The 25,059-nt window shown below is 45.3% G+C and carries 23 protein-coding genes; 15 read left to right on the top strand and 8 right to left on the bottom strand.

Going from position 1 to position 25,059, the window contains the following annotated elements; genetic code table 11:
• Position 1: 1 nt before the first annotated feature.
• A complete protein-coding gene (locus Q4Q52_RS08315; protein ID WP_311990341.1) occupies positions 2-1,369 on the bottom strand; it encodes an MATE family efflux transporter in 1,368 nt (455 codons plus the stop codon).
• Positions 1,370-1,593: 224 nt separating this feature from the next.
• Here Q4Q52_RS08315 and Q4Q52_RS08310 point away from each other — a divergent pair, with 224 nt between their 5' ends.
• The 8 genes from Q4Q52_RS08310 (at position 1,594) to Q4Q52_RS08275 (ending at position 10,795) form a co-directional block, all read left to right on the top strand.
• A complete protein-coding gene (locus Q4Q52_RS08310) occupies positions 1,594-1,884 on the top strand; it encodes a co-chaperone GroES (RefSeq protein WP_006086113.1) in 291 nt (96 codons plus the stop codon).
• A gap of 57 nt (positions 1,885-1,941) precedes the next feature.
• Positions 1,942-3,579: a chaperonin GroEL gene (gene groL, locus Q4Q52_RS08305; protein WP_311990340.1), complete on the top strand. Its 1,638-nt coding sequence runs from the start codon at positions 1,942-1,944 to the stop codon at positions 3,577-3,579.
• A gap of 878 nt (positions 3,580-4,457) precedes the next feature.
• Entirely contained in the window at positions 4,458-5,543 is a 1,086-nt protein-coding gene (locus tag Q4Q52_RS08300; RefSeq protein WP_311990339.1) for an AAA family ATPase, read from the top strand.
• Positions 5,504-6,205, top strand: a complete 702-nt coding sequence (locus Q4Q52_RS08295; RefSeq protein ID WP_311990338.1) for a DUF4276 family protein — start codon at positions 5,504-5,506, stop codon at positions 6,203-6,205. The genes Q4Q52_RS08300 and Q4Q52_RS08295 overlap by 40 nt, the downstream gene beginning before the upstream one ends.
• Positions 6,206-6,594: 389 nt before the next feature.
• On the top strand, positions 6,595-6,831 hold the full coding sequence (hipB, locus tag Q4Q52_RS08290; protein ID WP_105253052.1) for a type II toxin-antitoxin system antitoxin HipB: 237 nt from the start codon (positions 6,595-6,597) through the stop codon (positions 6,829-6,831).
• A 3-nt stretch (positions 6,832-6,834) separates the two neighbouring features.
• Positions 6,835-8,136, top strand: coding sequence for a HipA domain-containing protein (locus Q4Q52_RS08285; RefSeq protein WP_311990337.1), 1,302 nt, complete (start codon positions 6,835-6,837; stop codon positions 8,134-8,136).
• A gap of 751 nt (positions 8,137-8,887) precedes the next feature.
• On the top strand, positions 8,888-10,075 hold the full coding sequence (locus Q4Q52_RS08280) for a RelA/SpoT domain-containing protein (protein ID WP_173497156.1): 1,188 nt from the start codon (positions 8,888-8,890) through the stop codon (positions 10,073-10,075).
• Between the two features lie 297 nt (positions 10,076-10,372).
• The gene (locus tag Q4Q52_RS08275) at positions 10,373-10,795 is read left to right on the top strand and encodes a hypothetical protein (protein WP_261272374.1); all 423 of its coding nucleotides are present in this window, start codon (positions 10,373-10,375) and stop codon (positions 10,793-10,795) included.
• A gap of 130 nt (positions 10,796-10,925) precedes the next feature.
• On the opposite strand, the gene Q4Q52_RS08270 is transcribed toward Q4Q52_RS08275, so the two are convergent.
• Positions 10,926-12,308: a GGDEF domain-containing protein gene (locus Q4Q52_RS08270; protein WP_311990336.1), complete on the bottom strand. Its 1,383-nt coding sequence runs from the start codon at positions 12,306-12,308 to the stop codon at positions 10,926-10,928.
• A 387-nt stretch (positions 12,309-12,695) separates the two neighbouring features.
• Between Q4Q52_RS08270 and Q4Q52_RS08265 the strand changes: the two genes are divergently transcribed.
• On the top strand, positions 12,696-13,082 hold the full coding sequence (locus Q4Q52_RS08265; RefSeq protein WP_311990335.1) for a carboxymuconolactone decarboxylase family protein: 387 nt from the start codon (positions 12,696-12,698) through the stop codon (positions 13,080-13,082).
• Positions 13,083-13,240: 158 nt separating this feature from the next.
• Here the strand turns inward: Q4Q52_RS08265 and Q4Q52_RS08260 are convergent, their stop codons facing one another.
• Positions 13,241-13,492 (bottom strand): DUF2999 family protein, encoded by a 252-nt coding sequence (locus tag Q4Q52_RS08260; protein WP_107946515.1) that lies wholly within the window; start codon positions 13,490-13,492, stop codon positions 13,241-13,243.
• Positions 13,493-13,658: 166 nt separating this feature from the next.
• Here Q4Q52_RS08260 and Q4Q52_RS08255 point away from each other — a divergent pair, with 166 nt between their 5' ends.
• From Q4Q52_RS08255 to Q4Q52_RS08245, 3 genes are all read left to right on the top strand, one after another.
• Positions 13,659-15,155, top strand: a complete 1,497-nt coding sequence (locus Q4Q52_RS08255; protein WP_311990333.1) for an ATP-binding cassette domain-containing protein — start codon at positions 13,659-13,661, stop codon at positions 15,153-15,155.
• A 472-nt stretch (positions 15,156-15,627) separates the two neighbouring features.
• The gene (locus tag Q4Q52_RS08250) at positions 15,628-15,924 is read left to right on the top strand and encodes a DUF134 domain-containing protein (protein ID WP_006083099.1); all 297 of its coding nucleotides are present in this window, start codon (positions 15,628-15,630) and stop codon (positions 15,922-15,924) included.
• Positions 15,921-16,448 carry a NifB/NifX family molybdenum-iron cluster-binding protein gene (locus Q4Q52_RS08245; protein WP_311990332.1) on the top strand — a complete coding sequence of 176 codons (528 nt, stop codon included), beginning with the start codon at positions 15,921-15,923 and terminating at the stop codon, positions 16,446-16,448. The genes Q4Q52_RS08250 and Q4Q52_RS08245 overlap by 4 nt, the downstream gene beginning before the upstream one ends.
• Positions 16,449-16,455: 7 nt before the next feature.
• Here Q4Q52_RS08245 and Q4Q52_RS08240 read toward each other — a convergent pair whose 3' ends face one another.
• From Q4Q52_RS08240 to Q4Q52_RS08230, 3 genes are all read right to left on the bottom strand, one after another.
• Positions 16,456-16,803 (bottom strand): co-chaperone YbbN, encoded by a 348-nt coding sequence (locus Q4Q52_RS08240; RefSeq protein ID WP_259582335.1) that lies wholly within the window; start codon positions 16,801-16,803, stop codon positions 16,456-16,458.
• Positions 16,804-16,865: 62 nt separating this feature from the next.
• Positions 16,866-17,015, bottom strand: coding sequence for a hypothetical protein (locus Q4Q52_RS08235; protein WP_311990331.1), 150 nt, complete (start codon positions 17,013-17,015; stop codon positions 16,866-16,868).
• Between the two features lie 69 nt (positions 17,016-17,084).
• A complete protein-coding gene (locus tag Q4Q52_RS08230; protein ID WP_311990330.1) occupies positions 17,085-17,762 on the bottom strand; it encodes an excalibur calcium-binding domain-containing protein in 678 nt (225 codons plus the stop codon).
• Between the two features lie 411 nt (positions 17,763-18,173).
• Here Q4Q52_RS08230 and Q4Q52_RS08225 point away from each other — a divergent pair, with 411 nt between their 5' ends.
• Positions 18,174-18,560 (top strand): PadR family transcriptional regulator, encoded by a 387-nt coding sequence (locus Q4Q52_RS08225; RefSeq protein WP_105251375.1) that lies wholly within the window; start codon positions 18,174-18,176, stop codon positions 18,558-18,560.
• A gap of 1 nt (position 18,561) precedes the next feature.
• Positions 18,562-19,527: a hypothetical protein gene (locus tag Q4Q52_RS08220; protein WP_311990329.1), complete on the top strand. Its 966-nt coding sequence runs from the start codon at positions 18,562-18,564 to the stop codon at positions 19,525-19,527.
• On the opposite strand, the gene Q4Q52_RS08215 is transcribed toward Q4Q52_RS08220, so the two are convergent.
• Positions 19,524-21,518 carry a diguanylate cyclase domain-containing protein gene (locus tag Q4Q52_RS08215; RefSeq protein ID WP_311990328.1) on the bottom strand — a complete coding sequence of 665 codons (1,995 nt, stop codon included), beginning with the start codon at positions 21,516-21,518 and terminating at the stop codon, positions 19,524-19,526. The genes Q4Q52_RS08220 and Q4Q52_RS08215 overlap by 4 nt on opposite strands.
• Before the next feature lie 312 nt (positions 21,519-21,830).
• Complete coding sequence (locus tag Q4Q52_RS08210; RefSeq protein WP_311990327.1) at positions 21,831-22,646, bottom strand: hypothetical protein; 816 nt, start codon at positions 22,644-22,646, stop codon at positions 21,831-21,833.
• Between the two features lie 353 nt (positions 22,647-22,999).
• Between Q4Q52_RS08210 and Q4Q52_RS08205 the strand changes: the two genes are divergently transcribed.
• Positions 23,000-25,030, top strand: a complete 2,031-nt coding sequence (locus Q4Q52_RS08205) for a TonB-dependent receptor (RefSeq protein ID WP_409373417.1) — start codon at positions 23,000-23,002, stop codon at positions 25,028-25,030.
• Positions 25,031-25,059: the final 29 nt, after the last annotated feature.

Genomic DNA, 25,059 nt, shown 5'->3' with positions numbered 1-25,059 from the left:
TTTACCCCTCGCTAATGGCGTTTGCGGTCGTGATCTTTGTGGGCTCACAGATCCGCTGCGCCAGCCAGTAACAGGCAATTCCCATCAAAATATTGGTCACAGGTAGCGCGAGCAGCAGGCCTTTAACGTCACCTATATACGATCCCAAGGCTGCTAGCGGCAGCATGAGCAGCACTAAGCGGCACAGATTGATGACTAATGAACTCATAGGCCTGTGGTAGGCATTGAGCGAGGTCGCGACAATAATCACTATACCCAAAGGTCCGTAGGCGCAGGGCAGCACTAAGATATAAAAACTCAGCCATTCGATAACCTGCGGATCGGTACTGAATAAATGCGCGATAGGCTCGGCTAAAAAGATCAGTGGGATATAGAGTAAGGTTTGGAAAACAAAAATAAATTTTATCGATAACAGCAGGGCTTCTTTCGCCCTTTGTGGCTGTCCTGCCCCTAAGTTTTGCGCAATAAAGGGCATTAAACTCGACGATAGCGCCATCACTACTATTAATAGCACTGACTCTAACCGAGTACCGGCACCAAAGGCTGCTACGGCGCTGTGATCGATATGCGCCAACATGGCCATAATAATGGCATTGGCTAACGGATTGATTAAATTCATCAAGGCGGCGGGTTGTGCGATATGGGCTAATTTGCTCCAGTTCGCGCGCATTCTGTCTATGTCAAAGGCGGCCCATTCGAGCATTTTGCGCCTGACAATCAACAAATATCCCGACAAAGATAAGGCAATCAACCAAGCGAACAGGGTTGCAATCGCGGCGCCTTGGATTTCTAAACGTGGAAATGGCCCAATACCAAAAATCAATAACGGATCGAGGATAAGATTGATGAGCGCCGCCAGCGCCATGATCATCGCCGGCGAGCGGGTGTCGCCAGTGGAACGTAAGCCTTGATTGCCTACCATCAACAATACCAGCAGCGGTGCGCTGAGATACCAGTAAATCATATAGTCGTGGATCAGCGGCAAGCTGTCATCGTTTGCCCCGAGTAAGCGAAACAGTGGCTCGATAAAAATGCTACCCAGTGCGGCTAAACTGGCAATCAAACCAAAGGTGAGTAATAAGGCATCATGCAAAAATACTTTGGCCTTGTGGGCATTACCCGAACCGATAAGTCGGCCTAAATTAGTCGAGACACCAGCGCCAATACCAATGGCGATGCTCGAGATCACTAAGGTCACTGGAAAGGTAAAACTAATGGCGGCTAAGGCTTCGGTGCCCAATTGGCTGATAAAAAAAGTGTCAGCGAGGCTGAAACCTAGAATGGTCATAATGCCAATTAAGTTGGGGAGGCTCATGTTGAGCAGTACACGACCAATTGGCGCGGTGAGCAGCCCGTGTCTGTCTTTCATGGAAAAATAGTGCCTTGTTAGCGAGCGGAGGCGAGATTCTAGCAGGATTGTGCCGACTTGAAAAAACCGACATCAAAAAATTGAAGTTTTTTTTGTAAATGCCCTTGGATCTCGACACTATCAGCCCCATATCTCAGACAGCAAAAGAGCAGACCGACGTGTCTGTTTTTTTAATCACAAATAGGCTCGATTGTAGGGCATCAAATCATTAGGAGAGTTCATAGATGAATATTCGTCCATTACATGACCGCGTAATCGTTAAGCGTCTAGAAGTTGAATCAACATCAGCGGGTGGCATAGTACTGACCGGTAGCGCCGCTGAAAAATCAACTCGCGGTGAAATCCTTGCTGTGGGCAATGGCCGTATTTTAGAAAATGGCACAGTTAAGCCACTGGATGTCAAAGTGGGTGACGTGGTGATCTTCAACGAAGGTTACGGCGTTAAGAAAGAAAAAATCGACGGTCAAGAAGTCTTGATCCTGTCGGAAGCTGACCTGATGGCAGTAGTGGGTTAATCCTCAGCATCAATTCGACATTCCAATTAATCATTAAAAATTTAAAGGATAATCAAGATGGCAGCTAAAGAAGTTGTATTTGGTAATGACGCTCGCGTAAGAATGCTGGCTGGCGTAAACATTCTCGCAAACGCAGTAAAAGTGACCTTAGGCCCTAAAGGCCGTAACGTGGTATTAGACAAGAGCTTCGGCTCACCTCTGATCACTAAAGACGGTGTGTCTGTTGCCAAAGAAATCGAGTTAGAAGACAAATTCGAAAACATGGGCGCGCAAATGGTGAAAGAAGTTGCTTCTAAAGCCAACGACGCCGCCGGTGATGGTACTACTACTGCAACTGTACTGGCTCAAGCCATTGTTGTTGAAGGCTTAAAAGCCGTTGCAGCCGGTATGAACCCTATGGATCTGAAGCGCGGTATCGACAAAGCCGTTATCGCTGCAGTTGCTGAATTAAAAGCCTTATCACAACCTTGTGCCGACTCAAAAGCGATTGCACAAGTTGCGACTATTTCTGCAAACTCTGACGAATCTATCGGCGAAATCATCGCAACTGCGATGGAAAAAGTCGGCAAAGAAGGCGTGATCACAGTTGAAGAAGGCCAAGCGTTAGAAAACGAATTGGACGTAGTAGAAGGTATGCAGTTTGATCGTGGCTACCTATCTCCATACTTCATCAACAAGCCAGAAACCGGCAGCGTTGAGTTAGACCACCCATTCGTACTGTTAGTAGACAAGAAAATCTCTAATATTCGCGAACTGTTACCTATCCTTGAAGGTCTGGCAAAAACCGGTAAGCCATTGCTTATCGTTGCTGAAGACGTTGAAGGCGAAGCATTAGCAACTTTAGTTGTGAACAATATGCGCGGTATCGTGAAAGTGGCTGCGGTTAAAGCACCTGGCTTTGGCGATCGTCGTAAGGCAATGCTACAAGACGTAGCAATCCTGACTGGCGGTACTGTTATTGCTGAAGAAATCGGCCTAGAGCTTGAAAAAGCAACGTTGGAAGATTTAGGTACTGCTAAGCGTGTTGTGATCACTAAAGACAACACCACCATCATCGATGGTAACGGCGAGCAAACACAAATTGCTGCTCGTGTAAGCCAAATCAAACAACAAGTTGAAGAATCAACTTCTGACTACGACAAAGAAAAACTGCAAGAGCGTATGGCTAAATTAGCCGGCGGCGTAGCAGTAATCAAAGTTGGCGCAGCGACTGAAGTTGAAATGAAAGAGAAAAAAGCCCGCGTTGAAGATGCACTGCATGCAACTCGCGCTGCGGTAGAAGAAGGCGTGGTTCCTGGCGGCGGTGTTGCTCTGGTTCGCGTAGCTTCTAAGATCGCTGACGTTGAAGTATTAAACGAAGACCAAAAACACGGTGTGGTTATCGCACTGCGTGCAATGGAAGCGCCACTGCGTCAAATCGCCACTAACGCGGGTGAAGAAGCGTCAGTTGTTGCTAACACAGTGAAGAACGGTAGCGGTAACTTCGGTTACAACGCCGGCAACGACACTTACGGTGACATGTTAGAAATGGGTATCCTTGACCCAACTAAAGTGACCCGTTGTGCATTGCAATTCGCTGCGTCAATCGCAGGTCTGATGATTACGACAGAAGCTATGGTTGCTGAAATCCCACAAAACTCTGCGCCAGATATGGGCGGGATGGGTGGGATGGGCGGAATGGGCGGCATGATGTAATCTTTGCTGGTTTAAAACGTTGATTACGGCGTTGCTGCTCGCTCACATACACACAACGTATGCTACGCTCACAGCGCCTTGTTCTGAACGTTTTATTCTGCGCAAAAACATCTGCGGTCTATAGCTTAATCGCTTAAACCTAAATTCTTGTAAGAGAAAAATGAAAACCCCGACTCGGGTAACTGAGTCGGGGTTTTGTTTTTGGCGCTGACTGCGCCAGAGAGTTGATGTTATCTCGGCTAATATAGATGCTGCGAATGGACTACAGCAGCGCTATAAGGTTCAGTATTTCCTAATTGCCTGCCGCAGGCTCTCGCACTGTTACACCAGTGACACGCCGTAGATACTTCCCTGTAGGCTCTACTAAAACATCCATGTTTTAGAAGGTCACTGGTGCAACAATGCTGTATTTGGTGCAACCATTGCACGAAGAGTTATGCCTGTCCTATCTTTCAATCAGTAACTTAACAACAATAGCGCGAAGAATACCGCAGGCAATAGCTGAGGTGATTTCAATGCTCCCAGCTCTCGATGAGAGTAAAACAGTATTTGTGGCTCATTACAAAACGCAGTTGCTGGCGAGATGTGATCGTTACCTTAGTTTTGCCGCCGAGGTCAGGGAAGTGGAAGTGTAGCTCTAGCTACATCTTATCACCCAGCGGTAATTTCGCAGGGGGGAGTGAAATACTATCACCTCGATTTTGTTTGTTAATCCATAGAGAGTTGGGCATATCCCTTTTTATTGAGGAGATAAAGAGAAAAGCGTAGAAAGTGGAGGTTGTGAGGTATAATCGCCAATCAATCGAAATGTGTTTAGCGAAGCCAAATTAACAAGCCATTCAGTTAATATAGTGCCGTTACCAGAAAAGAGGAAGCCAATGAGTAAGATAGACAAGTTAACCATCCAGGGGTTTAAGTCTATCCGTTTGCTGGATAAGCTACAGCTCAAGAACTTAAACGTACTTATCGGTGCAAATGGCGTCGGTAAGAGTAACTTTGTCAGTTACTTTAAAATGTTACATGAGTTGGTAGAAGGCCGTTTGCAGGTTTGGACGAGCAAACAAGGCGGTGCTGATCGCGTACTAACCTTTGGCTTAAAAGAAACGAGCAGCTTTTCTTCCACGCTACTTTTTGGACGTAATGGTTACCATGTAGTCTTAGAGCCGACGACAAATGAAGGTTTTACATTTGTTTCGGAGAAAGTTCATTTCAAAGGCGATAGTGTTATTACATCCCCAGATCTCGGTTCTGGTCATATGGAATCACTGTTGAAAGAACATACAAAGCCTATTTCAAAGTTTTGTTACAGTTCCATATCTTCTTGGAAGGTATTTCATTTTCACGACACTAGTGATACTGCGGCAGTTAAGCGAGCAGGAGCTGCTCACGACAACGAATATCTACGCCCAGATGCAGGCAACTTAGCTGCGTACTTGTTTAAGTTGCAGCGTGAAAACCCTGATGTATACGCTCAGATCTGTAAAACAGTTCGCTTAGCTGTACCCTTCTTTGATGACTTCGTGCTCAAGCCTGTTCCGCTTGCTTCTGGTGAAGAGCAAATACGCTTATTGTGGAAACAAGCCGATAGTGACTACCCTCTTTGGCCTAGTCAGCTTTCTGACGGCTCTATCCGTTTTATTTGTTTGGTCACTGCTTTATTACAACCTAACCCACCATCGACCATCATCATCGATGAGCCCGAACTAGGCTTACACCCTTATGCGATAACGCTATTAGGGGCATTGTTACGCAGCGCGTCAAAACGGATGCAAGTGATCGTATCTACGCAATCCGTTCCACTACTTAATGAATTTGAGTTGGATGATCTGATTGTTGTAGAGCGTGAAGAAGGCGCATCGATATTTAAACGCTTAGATGCCGACAAGTTCCGTACTTGGCTTGATGACTATTCGGTTGGGGAGCTATGGGAGAAAAACATCATTGGTGGGAGACCATCAAAATGACCATAGTGCATGTAATTTGTGAAGGACAAACAGAAGAAGCCTTTGTGAAAGAATTGCTGGTGGAACCATTCGCCCTTAAAGGTATTTACTTGATGCCAGGGCTTATTGGTCGCCCAGGCCATAAAGGAGGAAACTTCAAGTTTGAGCGGCTTGTCCCTGATATCGAAAAGCGTTTGCTGGCAGACCAACAGTGCTATTGCACTACCTTCTTTGATTTCTACGGATTACCAGAGAGCTTCCCTGGGAAGAATGCCGTCGATGCTGATGCACCTGTCGCCGTTAAGGCTCAAACACTACAAAACGCATTCACAGAAAAACTGACTGAGAGAATCGGTGCGAACGCTATGCGTCGGTTTATCCCTTACGTGCAGATGTACGAGTTTGAAGCTCTGCTCTTTAGCGATCCGATAAAGATGGCTCAAGGTATGGATAGAGTAGAACTGGAAACGGTCTTTACCGAGATCGCAAACAGCTTCGACTCACCAGAACATATCAACAACAGCCCGCAAACAGCACCAAGTAAGCGCATCGAAAACCATATTTTCGGCTATGAAAAACCACTTTTAGGAACTTTGGCAGCTTTAGAAGTGGGTCTAGAAACCATGCGTGAAAAATGTCCTTTGTTTAATGCTTGGCTAACAAATATAGAAGCATTGGCTTAACCTCGGTTTAAGTTGATTTGTTTCAGGGTTTAACGAGCCATCCATTGTTAAATTTGCAGAGTGTATGCTTGTAAAAAGGCATACCGAAAGCGAGGATGCTGGTCTGGAGCCTAAAATCCTCAAACCAAAGTTCTTGTAAAAGAAAGCCCTGATACTGGAAACAGTGTCGGGGTTTTGTTTTTTGGTCTGGTGACTTGCGTAACGTTCTGGTGTACTTAGCTACACTTTTTGGAATTTAAGCACTGAAATGGCTATAAAGGTGTAACATTGTACACTTTTTGGTGGTTTATCATTTTCAACAATCCAAAAGTGTAGTTCTGTACACTTTTATATTGAATGGGGCTGGTTTTAGGGCTAAGGTGTATGAAGTTACACTTTTGGAGATGATGATGGCATCACCGCTAAATCAACAATCCCTAGGCTTGTTAATTAAAGAACGAAGGAAAAGTGCTGCTCTTACCCAAGACGTGGCGGCCATGCTGTGCGGCGTAACCAAAAAAACGCTGATCCGAGTTGAAAAAGGTGAGGATGTTTATATCTCAACCGTATTCAAAATCCTTGATGGTCTGGGGATTGATATCGTTTCGGTTCAAACCAGCGACACCGAAACTAACGGCTGGTATTAACCCATGAGTACTTCTAAAAAGCTCACGTTAGAGATGCACCTCGGTGATTTAATTATCGGGGAATTGTCCTTTGATGCGACGACCGACACCTTTGCCGTGCATTACACCGAAAAGTGGCAACAAAGCGGATTCCCACTATCCCCAACAATTCCCTTAGATGGCACAGCAAGTAGCAGTCAGATATCGATGTTTTTGGTTAACTTATTACCAGAAAACAAAGGATTAGATTATCTAATTGAATCGCTTGGCGTCTCCAAGGGAAATACCTTTGCCTTGATCCGCGCCATTGGTCTCGATACCGCAGGTGCTGTTGCTTTTGTTCCTAAAGGGACTTTGCTGCCTGAAACACAATTACGGCCAATTAAGGCTGAAGAAGTTATTCAGCGAATTGAAGATCCCACAATGTGGCCTATGGAAATTTGGGACGGCAAACCTCGACTGTCGGTAGCGGGTGTACAACCTAAATTAAACCTGTTTTATAACGGTGAAGAATTTGCATTTGCCGAAGGCGCGCTTTCATCTACCCATATTGTTAAATTCGAAAAATATCGCCATTTAGTGCTTAATGAATTTATGACGATGCGTCTAGCTAAGGCGATTGGAATGAATGTGGCTAATGTCGATATTGTTCATTTTAAAGATTACAAAGTACTCTGTGTCGAACGCTTTGACCGACGTTATATGCCAAATGAGCAAAGGGTATTAAGAAGGCATATTGTCGATAGCTGCCAAGCACTTGGTTTTAGTGTTAGCAAAAAATATGAACGTAATTTTGGTTCAGGGCGTGATGTTAAAGATATTCGTGAAGGGGTAAGTTTTAACAGGCTCTTTAGTCTTGCTGCAACATGCCGTAATCCAGTGGCTGCTAAGCAAGACATGTTGCAATGGGCGCTGTTCAATTTACTGACCGGTAATGCCGATGCACACGGTAAAAACTATTCGTTTTTTATGACGCCAAGCGGAATGGAGCCAACTCCTTGGTACGATTTGGTCAGCGTGGCTATGTATGAGGATTTTGAACAACAGCTTGCGATGGCAATCGATGACGAATTTGATCCAAACAGCATTTACGCGTATCAATTGGCCGCATTTATTGATGGCTTAGGTTTACCAAGAAATCTATTAATCAGTAACTTAACGACAATAGCGCGAAGAATACCGCAGGCAATAGCTGAGGTGGTTTCAATGCTCCCGGCCCTCGATGAGAGTGAAACAGTATTTGTGGCTCATTATAAAGCGCAGTTGCTGGCGAGATGTGATCGTTACCTTAGTTTTGCCGCCGAGGTCAGGGATGTCGAAGTGTAGTGCTAGCTACATCTTATCACCCAGCGGTAATTTCGCAGGGAAGGGGGCACTCCTGTCACCTTCGTTTTATTTGTTAATTTATAGAGTTGGGCATATCCCATAATTCTTGATTGCTTTTAAAGGCAAAATCAAAGTCGTGGGGCTTCCCCCCCTGATTTTTAATTAAGAGTCGACCAAAAGGGGAAAAGCGCCTGTTCCCCTTTTGGAAATCCCTCGGCGTCCCTAGCGAAGTTACATGCATTAATTAGTGGCTTTGTGCTTATTCGAAAATCGCTAACGCTTCCGATGGTACATCCTGTACCCCGAAAGCTACGCAGACGTCCTGTCTGCGTCACACGCCATTCTTTCAATAAAGAGTCTTCAACGCCCTCCAGCAACTTCGCAGGGGAGGGTGAACTTCTGTAGCCTTGGCGTTGGCTGTTAAACCCAAAAGAGTTATGCCTGTCCTATTTTTCAGTTTGAACAAAGTAGGACATTGACCTTGCTAAACCCGAGGTGACCATATATGTCCCATTTTTGCCGGATTTCTAACTTTATTTGCTTTAGTATGGAAACAGACCATGGCAGGATTAAGATAGGTGCGGTATATAAATTTGATTTTTTATGGCAGAGTAGCCTTTGGTGATGTTTGAATCTATATTTAAAATGTTACCAATGTCTTTTTCTAGGGCGTTAAATAATATATCTTTAATTATTAATGGTTTGTAGGCATTATATTGTGTATTCGCAATTTTAATAATGATAGTGCCCAATGAATTATGATGGAAGGATTGGTGGAGCTTATAAATTGGAAAAAGTTCCTTCAGGAAAGCAGGTGTTACGGGCTGGTGAGTATTTGATTGATAATCAAACTTATGAGCTTGGTAATGAGTCTAAGCTAGATGATGCCTTTCAGATACTTTCTTATTGGCGATATAGTTATGAGCGACCTTTAGAAAATGCGTTGGCTAAAATTCAGCCTGTAGTTAAACCGATCGATACAACAGCTATTTTTGCTAAAAGGTTAAAGCGATTTCCATCGATTGTATTAAAGCTCAAACGATTCCCGAAGATGAACTTAAAAAACATGCAGGATATTGGTGGTTGTAGGGTTATTCTTGCAAATGAGAAAAAGGTTGAGCAACTCTCTAGAGCTTTAAGGAAAATGCCTGAGTTTCGGTGGGAAGATGGATTCAAAATAAAGGATTATATAAAGTCTCCTAAACTTGATGGTTATAGAAGCTTTCATATAATTGGAAGATTTAAAGATACTGATGGTAATGACAAAAAAATTGAAGTTCAACTAAGGACAAGAATCCAACATTATTGGGCAACAGCACTTGAGATTATTGACTTATTCACAAAACAGTCACTAAAAACAAATCAGGGAGAGGAACTTTGGAAAGAGTTCTTTTCTAATGTAAGTCATCAGTTCCAAATTATTGATAATATCCATATTTTTGATAAGTTGTCTGAGAAAGATAAAAAAATTCAATATGTAACTAGGTTATTGAAAGATAGGGATTCAGCTAGTTCGGTTTTGACAGTGTGTGATACCGCAAGAGAATTAGGTGTTACTAGCAAACTTAAAGCTTTTGCTAGCTCATTAAAGGTTATAGGTGATGAGCTTGAGACAATTGGTAATGACCGGTATGTCTTACTTGAAATTGATGTAGTAAAAAGTTCTGTCGCCTATACCTTATTTTATAATTATGAGTCTGAAATTGCAGAGAAGAAATATACAGAGTTAGAGAGAAAATTTTCAGATAGAAGAACAAACATGGTTGTTGCACTTGTTTATGCAAATGCAGTTGGTGGTATTAAAGAGGCATATCCAAACTTCTTTGCTGATTCAACAAGATTTAGCGAACATCTATCTTTGATAACAGGGGCTGAGAGTCTTTTTAGGCGAAATTTTTTGAGAAAAGTTTTAGATAAGGCAAATTTGGCTGGACTCTAGTCGCCAGAATCTGGAGAGTAACAAACTACTCATTATTTAATTTACGAGAATTTAACGAGCCAACCATTGTTAAATTTCTATTGTTTTGGACTACTCATTCCGTATAGCCATAATGTACCTTTAGTATTAAAGATAGCGGGCAGGCATATCTTTTATGATGAATGAATTTAGGTAACCAGTTGCGTGAGTCGTGGAGTCTCATTATTGAGTAACCAGGCGGTTTATCTGGTAATTAACATCTAACCTGATAACTTTGGTACATTCTTTATCAGAAATTTAGCGAAGCAGGTAGTTCATATGAAAAGAGTTTTTGGGGTATGCCTTGCTTGCTGTTTATTTGGCGGCGCGATGAGCTGTCAGGCAGCGGGTAGTTTTTCTGAGTTACAGTCGGAAGAACTGACACCGGTATTTGACCAAACGATAGACTCTGCCTATGGATCTCAATCTGTCCTTTTAGAGAAAGAGCTTCCAGCCTTAACTACCGATATTCAGAGTTGGAACAAACGCTACACTGGCTTTGATATCAACGAGAATAGCTGGGGTTGCGGTCTTATTGGAAGTAACGCTAAGGTACACCGCATTGCTTATACCTTGTATTTTCAAACTGATAGAGAAGTATGGGTTCCACTGAATGGGAAAACCATCTATCAGTCATTTTGGCAGGTTGTCCATCCCAAACAGGAAGAGTATGTGTGGACATTTGACCAAAATTCGCAATAGCCGATGCGGCACTCGGCCGCGGTAAAATAAACCTGTGAAAATGATTCCCGCTGGTAGTTACCTGCCTTTCATTACTGAGCAACCATTTAATTAAGCGCGGTTAATCGAATGGCTGAGCTGATTAATATGTCTATGGGTGAGTTATGTCTGGTTCGTCAACCGCGACTTTTACGCAATTTCGGCCAGCGGCTTTAGCTTGATATAAGGCGCTATCGGCTGCAATCAGTAAGCTTTGGGCGGTCTCTTCACTGTGCCGCAATACTGCACAACCTATACTGATTGTGACGCTAAGTAACTGACCTTGATATTCAATCTTTTCTGCGCTGACGTTTAGCCGCAATCGTTCTGCTATCTGCATGCCGTCTTTTGCATCGGTATGCGGCAATACCACGACAAACTCTTCACCACCATAACGGGCGATGAAATCCGCGGGTCTATATAAACTCTGCTCCAGTTGTTTTGCTACGGCCACTAAGCAGTCGTCCCCAGCCAAATGGCCATGCTGGTCGTTAAAGGCTTTAAAGTGATCGACATCGAGCACTAACAAGCACAGTGGTTCTTTATGCTTTTTCGCATGGTCTATGTGTATTGCCAGCTGAGATTCTAGATAACGGCGGTTAAATAAGCCTGTTAAGGTGTCTTTGACACTCTGCTGGTACAGCGACTCATTCGCCCTTTGGGTTGCGACATACAGTCTGTTAACTTCCCATAGTAAGGCGCAGAGTAAGACCATAGAGGAGACCGAACTGCTAATCCTTGCGGCGTACCAACCTAGACTAAAGCGGGCGCCAGCGAATAAGGTTAACGTGACATCAATCAGGCTGGCCAGCAGCGCCACACTCAGCCATGTATAGAGCACATTGTTACTGCGGGCGCGCCGTAACATGCAGAGTAAAGCCAGTGCGTTTAGTCCCCATACGAGTAAGGCATAAGGGCTGTGTAATAACTGTTTATAGCTATTTTTAGCGATCAGGATTGGTAACCAGTGGCTACCCCATGTTGCAAACAAAGCCAGTGCTAAACTGCACAACACAGGGATTAATACAAAACCCCACAGCCAATATTTCAGTTGCATCGGCGCAACTTGCTGTGTTGTTAACTTCTGTTGAGCCATCAAAGCCAGCAGGATTAAGGTTGGAAACGATGCATGCCAGAAGACCCAGATCCAAACTGCACTTTGTGCTTCGGCATTGAGTAACCCCTTGGGGGCAAAGACTCCTGGAAACACTAAAAGCTGAACTGTAACTAAGGGGATAAGAAACAAATACGCACTGGCGACAAAACCTGCGAAAACCTGCCTATTACTGGCAAACTGCGACAGCAATAAATACGCGGTGATACTTTCGAGTAGCACTACTGCGGTGCCGTACACAGGTAAAAATGGGGCAATATCGGGTAAAGGTATTGAAATAAAAGGAGAGATCACAAGAGCTGATGTCAGCAGTAAGAGGGCGACAATCACTGCCGCATGTTTATGGGGGCGCTGCGATAAAAAAGGATAAATGTCTGGCACAACCACTCACTGCTTTATAATATTTATTTGTTGTCACTATAGAAAGTTATCGGCGTTTTGACCAGAGTAAACGCAGTGAAGCTGGTTCTATAAGCCTGCTCTTGTTTAACTATAAGCTTGTTTTTTGATTCTTTAACAAGGCCACAAAAATGACCATGGTCGTATCTTTTTACTGATGACTTAGGTTCGGCTTTTAAGCTTTCTAGGCCCCAAACTCAATCCTCCTTTGATTTGGCTATCACGCTGAGGGAATGCGATTTTTAAATCCTGCTCATTTGTACATCCTATGTTATGTTTTTGCTGGGCCGTGTCTTTGGCGGGGGTTCAATAAGTCTAATTACATAGCTTAATCACATAGCTTAATCACATAACAAAAAGGATGCATCGATGAACGATGAGCAATACGAGAAGGGGCTTGAGGTGCGTCGTGCTGTGATGGGCGATAGCTATGTGGATAAGGCGCTCAATAGTGCGACAGATTTTACGCAACCGCTGCAAGATTTAGTTACGGCGAATTGCTGGGGTGAGGTTTGGGTGCGTGATGCTATTTCAAGGCAAACGCGCAGTTTGATTACCATAGCAACGCTGGCGGCATTAAAGGCACCGACTGAGTTAAAGGGCCATGTGCGGGGCGCGCTAAACAATGGCTGCTTGGTTGAAGAGATCCAAGAAGTCTTACTGCATTGCACCGTTTACTGCGGTATGCCTGCGGGGATTGAAGCTTTTCGAGCGGCGAAAGAGGCGATTGAGGAGTGGCAAGCGCAAAAAAGTTAGTTCACTTGGTACTATTATTTTGAGCGTCAATGGCTTTGGGGTTTAGTTGCTGTGGGGTTTAGTTACTTTGCGGTTTAGTGGTTTTAACATTCGCTAGGGGAGCTGATTTACGCGCATTCCCCTAGCGCATGATGGCTACAAACTTGAATCGTCTGTGCTTATTTTTGCAGTTGGGCTTTTGCGGCTTCTACTTTTGAAAAATCCAAACCGAGTTCGAGCACGGCTTCTTTAATTAAAGCCGGATTCTGCATCACTAATCCCAGCAGTTGTTGTAATTTTTCGGCTGGGATACCTAATTGACCGAGCGTGCCCATCGCCATTAATGGATTGTCGGTTAATGTTTGAAATAGCTCGTTGATCTTAGCGTCACTGACCTTGTGTTCTTTTAAGATGGCAATAATGGGGTTCATTGCGTTACCTTGTTGATATGAAAGTTAAACAGGTGCCGATTTTATCACAGTTCTGCCAGAGTGGTTGACTCACACACGCGTACCCGTTGGATTTTGCCACGCTTTACCTATGCCATTAAGCGCATTAGATTTTATCATCCCTTAAAAATAGAAAGGAACTGTGTTTATGCTTGATGTTGTCGCGAACCAAGACAAAAGTATTGTGGTTAAACAGTTACGATACGGGCGTGATAATGAGGTGCTAGTCGTCGATGAGTGGCAACTGCACCCTGCTGAACATTGGGCGATTTTCGCGACCGACAGCTATTGTGGTTCCTTGCTCGGGCGAATATTAACCGGTGATATTCAGCCCGATGAAGGGACGATTGCTGGCCTGCCGCAACGTATCGGCTGGGTGTCACTTGGGTTGCAGCAAGCGTTGCTGGAGCGAGAGTTAGAAAAAGACGAATTGGATTACGGTTCGAGTGTCGAATCCTTAGTGTTGGAATGCTGCCAAGATGCCGCACAACTCGCGCCACTATTACAAAAGGTTGGGCTTGAGCCGCTGCGCCTGCGTGGTTTTCGGCAGTTATCTACGGGCGAAACGCGCCGAGTCATGCTGGCTCGTGCGCTGGCAATGTTACCGCAATTACTGATCTTAGATGACCCTTACGCTGGCCTCGATGTTGAACATCAGGCGAGTTTATCTGAGCTGCTGAGTGAAGTGGCCGAGCATACTCAGTTGCTGATCATTACCTCACGCCAAGAGGAATTGCCGCCGTGTATCAGCCATGTGGCGCTGTTTAATGGCGAGATGCTCAAATCGGGGCAGAGTGTGCACAAACTCAGCCCGTCGATGTCTATTGAGCAATGGCACAATCATCCTGTGATGGCGCAGTTGAATGCGTTATCGGCGCAGCGTAGTGATGAACTCTTGGCCTTGATGGAGCGGCAAAGGCACAACGCCGAGGCGTTTGATCCTCTGGTCGAGATTAAAAATGGCAAAGTGGAATATGTCAGTGGGCTGATTTTCAGTGGCGTTAATTGGCGCATCGAAGCAGGGCAACATTGGCAAGTTCGCGGCCCAAATGGCTGCGGCAAAAGCACTTTGCTGGGGCTGATTTTAGGCGACCATCCACAATGCTATAGCAATGACATCACGCTCTTTGGCCGACCTCGCGGAAGCGGCGAGAGTATTTGGCAGATTAAACAACGGATTGGCATAGTATCGTCGGCGCTGCACTTACAGTATCGCGTCAGTTGCTCGGCATTAGATGTGCTGCTTTCTGGCTTTTTTGACTCGATTGGTCTGTACCAGAAACCCACTAAACCTCAGCTAGATTTGGCAAAGGAATGGTTAGCCATTTTGCACATGACAGGGCTGGCAAGCATCAGCTTTAAGAAGCTCGATTATGGTCAGCAGCGGTTATTACTAATAGGTCGCGCCTTGATTAAACAGCCACTGTTACTGATTTTAGATGAGCCGTATCAGGGCTTAGATTTCATCAATCGCACCTTAGTGATGCGGGCGCTGGAGATGATAGCCGAACATCATCTGAGCCAATTGCTGTACGTGTCGCACCATAGGGAAGATGCCTTACCTGCGATTAAAAACTTTGTCGATTTTATCAAGCAAGATGACGGCTATTCGGTACAGGTGAACTACTGTGAGTCTGAGGATTAAACCCGTTTAAATCAGTAAATGCCACCTATCACAGCAGCTTAACGGCTGCTTATTTTTTTTTGAGAGTTTGTCATTATCCCTCGGCACTCCAACGCAGGTTAAAATTGACTTTACTGGGCGCTAGCCATTGAGTGTGTTAGTCACGCCAGACAGCCGTTCTGTTAATTAGTCATGCTTGATATAGGTAACTGTGAGCCGTCTTACAGTTTTGAATGTCGTTGGCGCGAATAATAGTTTCTGGCCTAGGCCAGAAACTCGTGACAGTTTTATGGTTCATCCACCGAACTTATTCATCAAGTCAGTTATCACTCTTGAGAATCCAAAGCTATGGACTCCCTTAGCTAGATGAGCCTTAGATGAGCTTTAGTTGAGCTTTAGTTGAGCCCGAGTGTTACTCGTAGTACCGAAGATGTGCACTAAGACCTAAAACACGATTTCAAGACATATAAGACGACTTAAAGATAAAACATTTATGCCAAGACCCAAAAAATGCCGTCAATTATCGAGCTGTGTGCCCTGTAGCCTATTTAAGCCTAATGGGATCCCTGCGGTTGAATTAACCCATATTCAATTAGAAGCCGATGAGTTTGAGGCCCTCGAACTGGGTGATGTGAAAAGATTAAGCCAGCTCGAAGCCGCAGCTTTGATGGGGATCTCTCGGCAAACCTTTGGTTACCTTCTCGCCAATGCCCGTAAAAAGGTGGCGACGGCCATTACTCAAGGTCAAGCCTTGAGACTGCCAACCCAAACAGACAAGGATTTATCATGATTATTGCCATGCCGATGAGCCGCGAACGCCTCGCCAGTCACTTTACTAAAGCCCTACAGATTGGTTTTTATAACGAACAGCTTCAGCTGATCAAGCTGGTCGATAACCCGGCAATTGAGGGTGACTGTAGTGCTAAAAAAGCCTTACTAGAGCTGATTATTCAACAGGGTACCAATATTGTACTTGTGCAGAATATCGGTGAGCGCATGTTAGGAAAGTTGCTCGATGCGGGGATTAGCGTGAGTAAAGGCAGTGTCAGTCAAACTGTGGCGACTTTGCTTGCACAAACAGCGGATTTGAATCTTAGGTTGACGGATGCATCCCAAGGTCGCGCTTCACTCAAACATGCGGCCAAGGGCGGATGTTGTCATTCTACAGGTGACGGCTGCGGTTGCAGCGGAAAAGCTAAAGCAGCATCTGGCTCAACACGTCTTATAAGCACGCCAGCAGCACAGGTTACACTCGATAAGTCAGTGCATTACGCTGGTTTTAGACCGCTGACACACAAGTCATCCCAGTGTTGACTCTGGATTATTCCGTCACGATTAAACCATAGGGGCGGGCAAGCGCCCCTCGAATATCCGCTAACGAAAACACCTTAGAAAACCGTCCAAAGGTTTTGCCATAGAACACACATTCCACCACCGGCAGAGTAAATACATTGTGGCTCGCCGCTATCTCAGCTTGGGTTTGGCAATCGATATAGGCCATCTGCATCAGCGGGAACGCTTGCGCTAACAGCTCCGCAATTCTCGGTTTGAGCGTTTGGCACACACCACAGTTTGGCGCGCCAAATAACAACAGCACCGCTGCGTGCTCGGTTAACATGGACTCCAGTATCTCTGGTGAGTCAATTTGCGTGATGATATCAGTGCGCATGCGTTGCCATTGGGAAGTTGCTATGGGTATGAATTCATGGGCTAGTTTGCGTATTTCTAGGGTTAAAGCCAGCCCATTTTTACCACGCTACTACCGATAAATTGACCAAGGTAGAATAAGCCAAATATGAGCAGCCCGATACTGGCAGCAATCACTCCGATTTGCTGCATGCCTGTCAGGCTATCTCGCCATTGTTTTAGATTATTTATCATTTCACTACTAGTGACCTGCTACCTGTTCAGGCTTAAGGTTATACGCGTGACTTTACATATGTCGCATTGCTAACTGCACCACTGACGCTCGCAGGGAATGCCATCATCGTCACCATCCATTTGAGTATTGGGGCAATTTTGGATATAGAAAGTCGCCTCAGCACAGGAACTCATGTGGCTGCAATGGGTTTTACCCGCTTCACATTGGAATCTTGGTGTTGCCGTTGCTTGTGTTCGCGCTTTAGTTTCATACATGGGCATTGGCTGAGTGTCATCATTTGTGATTACTGATGCTTCACTGAATACAGGGGCTTGATCTAATACAGGAGCTTCGTTGAATTCTTGGTATTGTTTAAAGCCAAAGATAACTATGGCCACGATGATTAGCAGCGGGATTATCGTATTAAAGGACGATTTTCGTGAGTTATGGTGATGCGCTTTGTCTTTGTCTTTGTTATTGAAGTTGAAGTTTTCATTGCGTGATTGGACATGAGAGTGGGAGCGCGGTGTTGCACTCGCTGCAACGACAGCGACGCCTTCAATTGAGGCGATAACCGCTTTTCTCTTGCCGTCATTTTGCACTTCCGTTTGATACAGAATGCTGTCGCCCACTATGGGTTTTCTCGCCATCTTTTTCAGCACTGAAATGTGAATAAACACATCTTGGGCTGCGTTTTTTTCAGGCTGAATAAAGCCAAATCCCTTTTCATCGTTCCAGCGTACCAGTACGCCTCTATCCATGAGCATTTTCTATGTCCTTAATTTAACCGCTTAATATTTTTAGTTATTGAATATCAATACTTACTTGAGTCGCTCCGATTTATCTTTTTTAAGGAGCAAACCGTACTTAGGTTGACGAATCGGCTATTCAATGTTGGATGCTAAGTTACTCAAGCAAAGGAAGTTTTGCAATTTTTTATCTTGAATTTGCTTATGTGTGACTCATTCGCATTGAGTGTATGGCGGTGGGGAAATGTGAGCACTTAGCAGAAACGGTTGGCATTTTTGTAAATTCAATACAAACAATAGATTGCATTAGTAATAAACAAAGTGATCAAAAAATGTGCACTAAAACTTGCAATCTTACTGTGTGCTACATAGTATTTGCTGTGTGGCGCACAGTGTGTGTGACACAGTGTTAAGGATAGGAATTCGACAATGACAAGTTCACAGCTAGTCAAAATGCGACTCGAGTTGCGCCGTGGGGTATTAGTGTTGGCGGTACTGGGATTATTAAAACAAGCCCACTATGGTTATTCGCTCCGCAAACAGTTGCAGGAAGGCGGTATCGATATTGACGAAGGGACTTTGTATCCCTTAGTGCGCCGCCTAGCCGATCAAGGATTGTTGGATAGTGAGTGGCGACAGGCCGAAGGGCGTGAGCGTCGTTATTACCAATTGTCATCATTGGGGGCTGAGTTGCTCAGTCAACTGACCGATGAATGGCAGCAACTTAATGGCGCCTTGGCTTTTTTACTGGAGCAAAGCGCTGACACTAATGGCTCAGATATGAAAAGCTCAGACGAGAGTGCAGAGGAGATTTGATATGGAATTAGTCGATCGCTATATCGCCGCGGTGCAGCGAGAATTGCCCGAGAACAAACGTCAGGAAATTGGCCGTGAATTAAAAGCTAATATCTGCGACCAATTGGATGCCCTATCTGAACAAGGTGAATTGACTGAAGCGCAAATTGTCGCGGTATTAAAGCAAATGGGTCATCCCTGTAAGGTTGCGCAGCAATTTGTTCCGGCAGTGCCTATTATTGCCTCTGAGGATATTCCGCTGTTTAAACATACCCTTTTCATGGTGTTGGGTGTCTTGTTTGTGTTGCAAGTGGTGGGCGGTACGACGCAATGGTTGGGCTCAACAGAGGGAAATCTATTCAGATTTATCCAGCATATCGTTAGTGGTTTTATCGGCGATGCCTGTCTAGCTATTACTGCAATTGGCTTGTCTTTTTGGAGCTTTTCGGCTCAAGGAAAACCGCTATCCGGCAGTAATTGCCAGAAATGGCAGCCGCAGAACCTACCAAAAGTCGGCCCAGGTTGGCAGCATATTAGTTTAAGTGATGTGTTTGCCGATCTGGCGACGTATCTCTTTCTCTTGCTGGTGATATGGTGTTCTGTGTGGATGAGTAGCGAGCAATTAGCCGCACGCACTGTGATTTTTAGTGCCAATGCTCAGCAATGGCTGCAATGGTTTAGCCCTATTATTCTGCTGTCTATGGGTAATAGTCTGTGGCAGTTACGCCGCCGAGTGTGGACCAGTGAATTGTTACTGGCAAATATGGGGATCAATCTTGCTTATGCCTCGTTCTTAGTCTTTCTGGCATTTAGTTCGCCACTATTACAAACCCAAGTACAGAGCCAAGGAACTGAATTACAGGGGATATTTACGTTACTGCAGCTAGATCAATGGCTCAGTTATAGTCTAGTGATTGCCGCTATGTTCCCCAGCTATGAGGTGATTCGTGATGGATTGCGTTGGCGTAAACTCGCTAGTCAGACTTAGACTGAGTTTTGTCGCTGAATCTTATTGATTTTTTTCATCGAATACATGGCCTGATCTGCATGATTGATCAGGCTTTTTGCATCTGTGCCGTTTTCTGGATAAAGCGCCAAACCGACGCTGACACCAATATGGATTTGATGACCATTGATAGTGTAGGGCGCGCAAATAGCTTGGGTTATCTTAGGGACCAGTTGGGCGATATTGTGGGTATTGGCAAGACGTTCCAGCAAGATCACAAACTCATCGCCGCCTAGGCGAGTGGTGGTATCCATTTGCCGAGTACTTGAGCGTAGCCGCATCGCAACTTCTTGCAGTAATTTGTCGCCCACATCATGACCAAACGAATCATTCACTGGCTTAAAATTATCTAAGTCTAAAAATAACACCGCAAAAATGCTTTGAGTGCGTTGCGCATGCACTATGGCTTGTTCAAGTTTAGTGTGAAATAACACGCGATTAGGCAGATTCGTCAAGGCGTCGTGGTGGGCGATATGACGCAGATATTCTTCCTCTGCCTTACGTTCGGCAATGTCGGTAATCACAATGACAAAATGAGTCAGGCGGTCATGCTCATTTCGCACTGTATTGATGCGTACACTCAGGGGTAGTAAGTCGCCTGATTTAACCGTTTTTAATAATTCTCCCTGCCATTGCTCGCCTTGCTGCAACAGATTTCGCATGGCTTGGCGGGCGTCATCGTTATTGTGTCCATCATTGAGGAAGTCGTTGGCATCGCCGTGTAAATCCTGTTGGGTAAAACCTGTAACATGGGTAAAGGCTTGATTAATAGAGATAATGCTTAGCAGGGGATCGGTGATCATTATGCCGTCTGTGCTGGCATTAAAAACGGTTGCCGCGAGTCTGAGTTTATCTTCGGCCTGCTTACTGGCGGTGAGGTCCATAAAGTAGGCTACGCCTTCATGTTTGCTGCCATTCAAAAAGCTCGCCGCTAGCATCACTGGCACTAAGACGCCATTCTTGCTGATAAGTTGTTTTTCATATTGCTGGCAGCGGCCAAACTGTTCTAACTCTGTAATCGCAATGGCATCACGTGTTTCATATTCAGGCGGGGTAATTGAGCGCCAGTTGATTAAGCCTGAAGTTAAATCCGCACGGTCAAAATTGAGCATCTGGAGAAAATGATCATTGGCATCATGTATGGTGCCATCGAGTTGCCATGAAATGATCCCGATAGTGTCGGAGTTTTTTAGGCTAGTGAAGCGAGATTCGCTTATCTGTAACAACCGCTCGGATCTGGCGATGTTACGAATGATCTGCCGACTGGCGAAGATCCCAATACTGATAAACAGCAATAGGGCACCAAGGCTAATTAACCAAGTCATTTGCTTGACCCAGCGCGCGCCTTCACTGAGCACAGCTGAAAATTCAATTTCTAGGCTGAGCAATTCTTCATTGGCATCAATCAATTGCTGGCGATATTGTGCGAGAACTTCGGGCCTAGCACCAAGCTGATTGATTTCAATGCGCATATTTTCGGCGAGTTGCACCACAAACTCGAAGCGTTGATCGGCTAAGCCCCACAACTGAATGGCTTGCTGCATGTAATGATTGGATTGAAAGTGTCGGAAAAACCAGATCATTGAGTCGGTATCCCGTTCGTCATTGAGGCCCTGAATAAAACCCTGTTTGGCGGCTTGTTCATCAATGGGTGTGGCGAGTAAGGCTTGTCTAGTTCGATGATCGCCTTCCATGACGCTCGTCGCGGCACGATAACGCTGAAAGTCCACATCATTTTGGGTGTGTGAATAGTGGGTGAGATAAAGAACCGCATCTTTTTGCGCCTTAGCCCATAAGCCTTCACCACGGACATAGGTGCGTACACCATCAAATATATTGCCTTGAATATACACAAGTGCGACGAGCGCGATGCAGATCCCTACGAACATGCTGATGATTAATAAAACCTTAGCAACGGTTGAACGAGTTCGTTGCCGTAACCTAGCGAAGGTGCGTGCGAACTGAGTCCCCATCCTTATGCTCCACGGCCAGCACAGCAATACCACTTCAGAGTGGGCAGCTTAGGGAGAAGGGGTAAATCGATTTGTCTGCAATTTTTGAGGACTATTTTGCTATTCATCTGTTCCTTAGGTTGATTGTTCCACATGCTAAATCTAAATACCGTTTGGTTGTGGGTCAGCCTCTTTGTTGGGCAATACACTGCCAGTTCATTCATGTACTGTCAGTTAAGCCATATATGTCAGCGACATACTTTAGATAACACTAAAACGCTTTGAAATTAAGTCAATGAAATAATTGAAACAAGATTGGCGATGCCGATTAAGTTATTGTGGGGCATCGCCATTATTCACTGCATCATTAAGTGATTTTGTTGCCTGCTGTTTATAGGTTTCAAATATGCCTTCTTGCTTCATCTGTTTTAACTCCCGAGCAAGATTAACGGCGAGTGCCGCGTGACGTTTATTCAAGTAACCATAGCTGGTGAGTTCTTCTAGGGTGGCAATCGCGCTGATCTCGCTACCTTGAAACTCTGGCGTTTGTAATAGATCCAATGAGCTTGCTTCCGTATCAATATAGATATCGATCCGGTCGCGGAGTATTTTACGAAAAGAGCTTACAGGGGATGAGGATTCAGTCAGGCGTTCCTTTGGAATGAGTCCTTTTAGCTTTTGTTCTGCGAGGAACACGCCTCGATAGTATTCGATCTTATATCGACTCTTTTGCAGTGCTTGCCAGTTAGTAATCTTGATGTTGGGATTATGTGCGAAGGCAATTAAACGGGTATCGACAACCGGTTCTTCGATGCGAATTAGGTTAGTAAATTTTTCACCATAATGAAATACGCGTCCCGGTTCACCATCCACTTTTCCTGAGTCAGCCATCATACTGGCGCGGACTGCGGGAACCACTTGATAGGAGAAGCCATAACCTAAGCGTTCAAAGGCTTGGGTGTATATCAGCTCAGCCCATTTAAAGTAGAAGTTGTGTTTGGGGTCCTCATAAAACGCCATGGTAATGATAGGTTTATCAGCAAGTGCCGCTGTGGTTTCTGCTGTGGATTTACTGGTCGCATGAACAGAGATACAAAAAAATAAGCCTATCAACACACTCCAAATGCGCATATTGCTCCGTCGCTGCATAACCAGTCCCTAACCGTGTTGAGTTAACTAGAGTATAGCTAGCCTGATAAATGGGTTCATTTTTATTCAAATTTAATCATCCGTTTCCATGAGCTCGTATCAATAGGATATTGAAATGTGATCTGCTGGCGGACATTTTGTCCTTTTGCTTTTAAAAATGTGCGATACAACACATAGAATTAATATTTGCCGGTATTTTGCTGGTTTTTTACTCATCAGAGTTTGAGCTTGATCGGCTTTTTCCGTGTGAATTAGGCGTTAAATCGGCGTCATCTATCACCTGTAGTAGGAAATAAGGGATGAAGTTGGGACGTGAACTACCAGGAATACGCTTATCAAAACTTTGGATATCAATGGCATGGTTATTACCCCTCTGTAGTTTATCCTGCGTGGTTATGGCTGATGCGGCGACTGACAATATTGAACGCTTTGAGGTGCGCGGCAGGCAGATTAATACCTTAGGCCATAGCACCTCGGCATCTGAGGGGATAGTCGGCGCGGCTGAAATTGAGAGTCGACCACTATTGCGCACGGGGGAAATCCTCGAATTTGTGCCAGGTATGATAGTCACTCAGCACAGCGGCTCGGGTAAGGCGAATCAGTATTTTCTACGCGGCTTTAACTTGGACCATGGCACTGACTTTAATACCCGCGTCGACGGTATGCCGGTGAATATGCGCACCCATGGGCATGGTCAAGGTTATACCGACCTTAACTTTTTGATCCCTGAACTTATCGGTGAGATCCGTTATGCCAAAGGGGCTTATTATCCTGAGGTGGCCGATTTTTCCGGTGCGGGTGCCGCCCAATTGCTGCTGGCTGATCAATTGCCCCACAACCAAGTAGGTGTGACTTTGGGGGAATATGGTTACCAGCGGCTGGTGGCGACGCAGGAGTTAAACACGGATATAGGGCGGTTTATTCTTGGCGGTGAAGTACAAGCCTATGATGGTCCGTGGACGGATATTGATGAGGATGTGAGTAAAGTCAGTTTGGTGGGGCGTTATTTAACTCGGCTCGGTGAGGGGGACTTGAGCGTGACTATGATGGCCTATGACAACAGCTGGAATTCGGCGGATCAGATCCCCGCCCGCGCGGTAGATTCTGGATTAATCGACTTTTACGGCTCGTTAGATACAGACGTCGGCGGTGATTCAAGCCGCTATAGCTTGTCAGCCAATTACGATGCGGGCGATTGGCAGGGAAATGTGTATGCCATTCGCTCGACCATGAATTTATTCTCTAATTTTACCTACTTCTTAAATGATCCCGTTAATGGCGATGAGTTTGAACAAGTCGATGAACGCACACTTTGGGGCGGCGATCTGAAACGTGACTGGCACACTTACCTTGGCGGCACTCAACTGAATTACAGTGTGGGCGGCGATGTGCGTTATGACGATATTGGCGCTGTGGGTTTGTATAACACTCAGGCGCGACAAAGGTTGAATACCGTCAGGCTTGATGAAGTGCAAGAGTTGTCGAGCGGCATATTTGGCAAAGTGGAGTGGCTGCCCGCAGAGCAATGGCGCTTCAACCTTGGGGTACGTTACGACTATTTCGATGTGCAGGTCGACAGTGATAATCCGCTGAACAGTGGTGATGCGTCCGATGGCATGTTCAGTCTTAAGGCGGGCGCTTCCTATTTATGGAGCGATAATCTTGAGTTGTATGTGAATGCCGGCCAAGGATTACATTCGAACGATGCCCGTGGTGCGACCATTAACGTCGATCCCGTGAGTGGCGATGAGGTCGATAAAGTCGATCTGCTCGTGCGCTCCAATGGCGGCGAGTTTGGGGTGAAATATTATGATAGGGACTTTATCAATTTCTCCGCCGCGCTTTGGTATCTGCAATTAGACTCAGAACTCGTGTTTGTCGGCGATGCAGGTAACACTGAACCGAGTCGCGCATCTGAGCGTTATGGCGCTGAATTAACGGCTTATTATTGGTTGAATGATGCCGTCAGTATCGATATGGAGTTGGCCTGGACCAATGCCAGATTCACTGAAAACGAGCTTGAAGAGGGCAAGTACATCGATGGTGCGGTTCCCTTTGTTGCCAGTGCGGGCATCACCTATCGACCCGACGGCGATGGTTTATATTCGAGTGTACGCGTGCGCCACCTTGGTGAGCGGGTGCTCGACAGTTTTAATGAGCACAAGGCCGATGCGACCACATTAGTTAACCTCGCGCTAGGATACGAGTTCCGCCGCTTCGACACTAAGCTTGAGCTACTCAATGTGTTCGATAGTAAAGATCACGACATTGATTACTTTTATGCCTCACGCTTACCCGGTGAAGCCGCCGAAGGGGTTGAAGATCAGCATTATCATCCCGTTGAGCCGCGTATGGTAAGAGTGAGCGTGAGTTACCATTTCTAAGATTACCCCTTCCTTTGATCAGTTTGGCC

It is taken from the genome of Shewanella sp. SP1S2-4 (genome assembly GCF_031932075.1).
GTDB classification, from domain to species: domain Bacteria; phylum Pseudomonadota; class Gammaproteobacteria; order Enterobacterales; family Shewanellaceae; genus Shewanella; species Shewanella baltica.
Note: the sequence above shows the minus strand (reverse complement) of the source record. Positions and strands in the feature narration are given on the sequence as shown.